This window comes from Vibrio ordalii ATCC 33509 (assembly GCA_000257205.1).
GTDB classification, from domain to species: Bacteria; Pseudomonadota; Gammaproteobacteria; order Enterobacterales; family Vibrionaceae; genus Vibrio; species Vibrio ordalii.
Window position 1 is genome coordinate 1 of record AEZC01000180.1, and the last position, 4,061, is coordinate 4,061.

General features: G+C 47.2%; 3 protein-coding genes. 2 read left to right on the top strand and 1 reads right to left on the bottom strand.

Going from position 1 to position 4,061, the window contains the following annotated elements; all coding sequences use genetic code 11:
- Positions 1-134 precede the first annotated feature (134 nt).
- Together VOR_RS0112230 and VOR_RS0112235 are read left to right on the top strand one after the other, a co-directional pair.
- Positions 135-1,790 carry an ABC transporter ATP-binding protein gene (locus tag VOR_RS0112230; RefSeq protein ID WP_029627153.1) on the top strand — a complete coding sequence of 552 codons (1,656 nt, stop codon included), beginning with the start codon at positions 135-137 and terminating at the stop codon, positions 1,788-1,790.
- Entirely contained in the window at positions 1,783-3,480 is a 1,698-nt protein-coding gene (locus tag VOR_RS0112235; protein WP_010319989.1) for an ABC transporter ATP-binding protein, read from the top strand. The genes VOR_RS0112230 and VOR_RS0112235 overlap by 8 nt, the downstream gene beginning before the upstream one ends.
- Positions 3,481-3,698: 218 nt before the next feature.
- Here the strand turns inward: VOR_RS0112235 and VOR_RS17210 are convergent.
- Positions 3,699-4,061: GMC oxidoreductase (locus VOR_RS17210; protein ID WP_286118402.1), on the bottom strand; the 363-nt coding region annotated here is incomplete at its 5' end.

Consider the following 4,061-nt stretch of genomic DNA (forward strand, 5'->3'; position numbering starts at 1 on the left):
ACGGAAGATTGAGCTTAAGAAATGACAATGCGCAGGTGGGTGAGTTACGACTAAACGCGACGATTTTATACCTAATTGCGTTAGCGATGGCATGCATATTCAGCAAAAATAGCCTCCATTTATGGAGCTTTATTATGTTGCTCTCGCATCACATGAGCCGGATGACGGCGCTGAAAAGCTTGTTGTTCAGTGAGCGAAATCGAGTCACCTTATCGATAACCAGTGCTATTCTATGCAGTGTCTTTGAGCTTATCTCTTGGATTTTTCTCTATTTAGCCGTCACTGCGATTTACCATAACGAATCGGCGACAGCTTATTTTCTAATGATGTGTTTGACGGTAATGGGTCGCTACGCCTTTTATGCATTAGCAGTATGGCAAGCACATTTAGCGGCCTATCACATTATTCAGAAAGTAAGGCAACACTTAGTGCGTGCGTTAGCCAAGATGAGAATGGATAAACTGCGCAGCTTGAGTCGGGGCGATATTGAAAAGCGTATCACCGATGAATGCCAGAGTCTTGAGCCGCTGATTGCTCACCATGGTACGGATATCATCAACGGACTTCTGATGCCCCTGTTTATGGTGGGATTTTTATTCTATATTGATTGGCGACTCGCCCTGATTGCTTTAATGCCACTGCCGTTGGCAATGACTGCACAAATTTGGATGATGCGTGGATTTGCTGAAAGACAGCAGAAATATAATCAAATCGTCGCTCATCTGCATCAAGCACAAATGGAATTTATGCGCACCATAGGTGTAATGAAACTGTTTGCAGTTGATGCGGATTCCTACCTTGAACTCAGCCGAACCTTACAATCTCATCATAAGATTGTGACGGGATACACTCAAACGATGGTTAGCGCTTGGGTGACATTTGTCACGCTGGCACAAATTTCGCTGATCTTGGTGTTGCCTGTTGCCATCATGCTCGCCAATACGGGCCAATTAACCCTCATTGATTTGGTGATGGTGGCATGCGTGAGTGTGGGATTGCTTAAACCGTGGTTAGACTTAACGCAAGTATTTGCGCAAATTCAGCAATCGTTCATCGCCATAGACAGAATCCTTCCCTTATGCGGTGAGCCTGAGTCTCATCCTTTCCATTACCCCTCGTCTTTGATGCTTCTTGAGTGCCGTGACCTTGTTGTGGCTCGCGACCCAACGGTTGCCGTATTGCAACAGGCGAATTTGAAAGCGTATCCCGGACAACGCATAACGATTGAGGGAGCGTCTGGGGTTGGGAAAAGCACACTACTTGCGTCGTTACTCGGTGAGTTGGAGCCTACTTCGGGTGCTTGGTACATCAATGGTCAGCCAATAACCGATATTGACGATGAGAGCCGTAGTCATTATCTCGCCTCGGTTGATCAGCGAGTGGTCTTTTTTTCTGGATCCTTACGCGATAATTTAATCTTAACGAAACGTCACGTTGAAGAGCATGAAATCTGGCAATTACTGACTTGGTTTGGGCTTAAACCGTTAGTGCAAAGCCTATCTCAGCAGCTCGATTGCCCAATTGGAGAAGCGTGCCGATTGTTCAGTGGTGGTGAAATGCAGCGTTTGGCGATTATCCGCGCCGCTGTCACTAAAGCACCGATCCTAATTTTGGATGAGGCAACGGCCCATTTGGATGCGCTTTCAGAGCAGAGCGTTTTTGAGGCGTTACGCCATTATGCACCAGCTCAGATTCAACTGATCATTAGCCACCGTGCTAGTCAGATTCAGCAGGTTGATCGCCGCTTGGTACTGTTGAACGGTCAACTAGAGGAGAAAGCTGATGAATAGTCTGAGGCGCTTAATTGAACATAGTGGTGCAAAGACACAGCACTTTTGGTTTGGTTTACTGGGCAAAGTCGCTACTGAGCTGATTGGGCTACTGGTCTGGATTATGTTATTTACCTTTCTGCTCTCTTCCGAGTCATTACCGTTCACTGTCATGTTATTGATAGCGCTGTCGTTGATCTTAGCGCAGTGGATAGTAGGCCAGAGTACCAAGCTCAGTTTTCTTGGTGCCTATCAAATTACCCATCAATTACGTCATCAGTTATTGACCGATATCCGTCTTCAACCCTTGGCGGCTTTGCGTGGTAAACGCTTAGGTGAAAAAGTAAAGTTACTCACTTCTGATCTCAAACAGTTTGAAGATATTTTCAGTCACCTGCTGACCGAGTTTGTCGCAACTTGGGTAACACCGATCGTCATGACGATTGTACTTGCACTGATTCAGCCTTGGTTAGCCGTGACTCTAGTGCTGATTTTTGGGTTAGCGTTTAGCGTATTAGTGCTCGTAGAACGGAGATTTAGCCATCAGGCAGACCACACACATCATACCAATGTGCAAAGTAGTAACTTGTTGCTCGAATACCTAGACTGTTTGCCGATGCTGCGCAGCTTTGGACAGAGTGGGCGATTGGCGGACCCACTCTGCCAGCAGATTGAAAAGCAAAAAGATCAGGGACTAGGATTAGAGTGGCTTGGCGGAAGTGGTGTATTGTTAGCAACGCTGATCTTAGAGCTTGGCCTCGTGATCAATTTAGTTTTGGCTGCGTGGTTGGTGGATCTCGATTGGTTGAATCACTCACAATTTTTGGTTGCTGTGGTTGCCACCGTGGTCTCTATTCGTCCACTAGCGCGGATGACGGTGTATGCAGCCTTACTCCGTTATATGTTAAAAGCAGCATCACGTTTACATCAGCTTTCCCAGTTGCCGCAACAAACCTCACAGGGCGTAGAACCTAGTACTTTTGATTTATCACTCAAGGATATTCATCTTTGCTTAGACGACCAGCCAGTACTCAATGGGGTTAACCTTGAGGTGGCGGAGGGTGAGCATATTGTGCTGGTGGGCAAAAGTGGTTCAGGTAAAAGTAGTTTACTCGATGTGTTGGCTGTGTTTCATATCCCCACACAAGGTTGCTTAACTATGGGAGGAAAAACCTTGGATGAAATAGGTACTGAGCACTGGTATCGACATATCGCCTATGTCACGCAAGAGGTTCAGCTCCTTGGCGGTAGCCTACGTGATAACTTGCTATTGGCCAAACCCGAAGCGAGTGAGAAAGTGTTATGCGAGGCAGTAGAGGCGGCGGGTTTGAGTGAGTTAGTGGCTAAGTTGCCGCACGGACTAGATTCGCGGATTGGCGAAAATGGTAACCAAATCTCTGGCGGGGAGCGGCAGCGTTTGTCGATTGCGCGAGCGCTATTGCATGATGCGCCTATCTTACTGCTTGATGAATTTACCTCCGCACTGGATAGCCAAACTCAGGCCCAAGTGTTGCAAGCGCTTGAGATTCTTTGCCAAGGGAAAACGGTGATTTCCGTAGCGCATCGCTTGGAGACTATTCAGCAAGCTGATACTGTTTATTTGATGGAGGCAGGGCAATTGCGCAAGGTTGAGCAGTATCAACAGGAGGTTACAACAGCCAACCCACAACTCTATAAACCACAACGCTGTAAAAAGAGCGAAATGGCTTAATGGAAAATGGTTCTTAAATTGAGCCAAGATATGTGCTCGGTTTATCCCTAACGATGTGAAGCTAGCTCCATGTTGGCTGCGTTTTTTCGCCCCAATCACATGGTCTATTGCTGTGATTGGGGACTCACTTATTTGCCGCTAGCCTGCGATTTCAAGTTGTTTGGCTATATCAACAATTAGCGGCTTTACTGCATTCGAAAACGGATGGTAGCCAAAAGCTACGCGCCAATGATCGACGGTTCGCCAACTACGGCTCGGACTGGAGCTGTTCTGGTGGGGGCTCCGCTAGCTTGGTAGTAGGCTGCAGTACTGCGTGGTAATGGGGCGCGGCCACGAATTTTATCGGCAATCTTTTCGGCTATCATGATGGTGGTAGCATTGAGGTTCCCGGTGATAATAATCGGCATAATCGAAGCATCTACCACGCGAAGTTTTTGAACTCCATGGACTCTGCCTTCTCCATCGACGACCGCCATATCATCCTCGCCCATTTTACAAGAGCAAGAAGGATGAAAGGCTGTTTCAGCGTGTTGGCGAATGAATGCATCCAGTTCTGCATCGTATGCGCCCCATGATCCCAC

Coding starts and splice junctions, on each gene's coding strand:
- VOR_RS0112230 (WP_029627153.1), top strand. CDS start 135: ATGTTGCTCTCGCATCACATGAGCCGGATGACGGCGCTGAAAAGCTTG.
- VOR_RS0112235 (WP_010319989.1), top strand. CDS start 1,783: ATGAATAGTCTGAGGCGCTTAATTGAACATAGTGGTGCAAAGACACAG.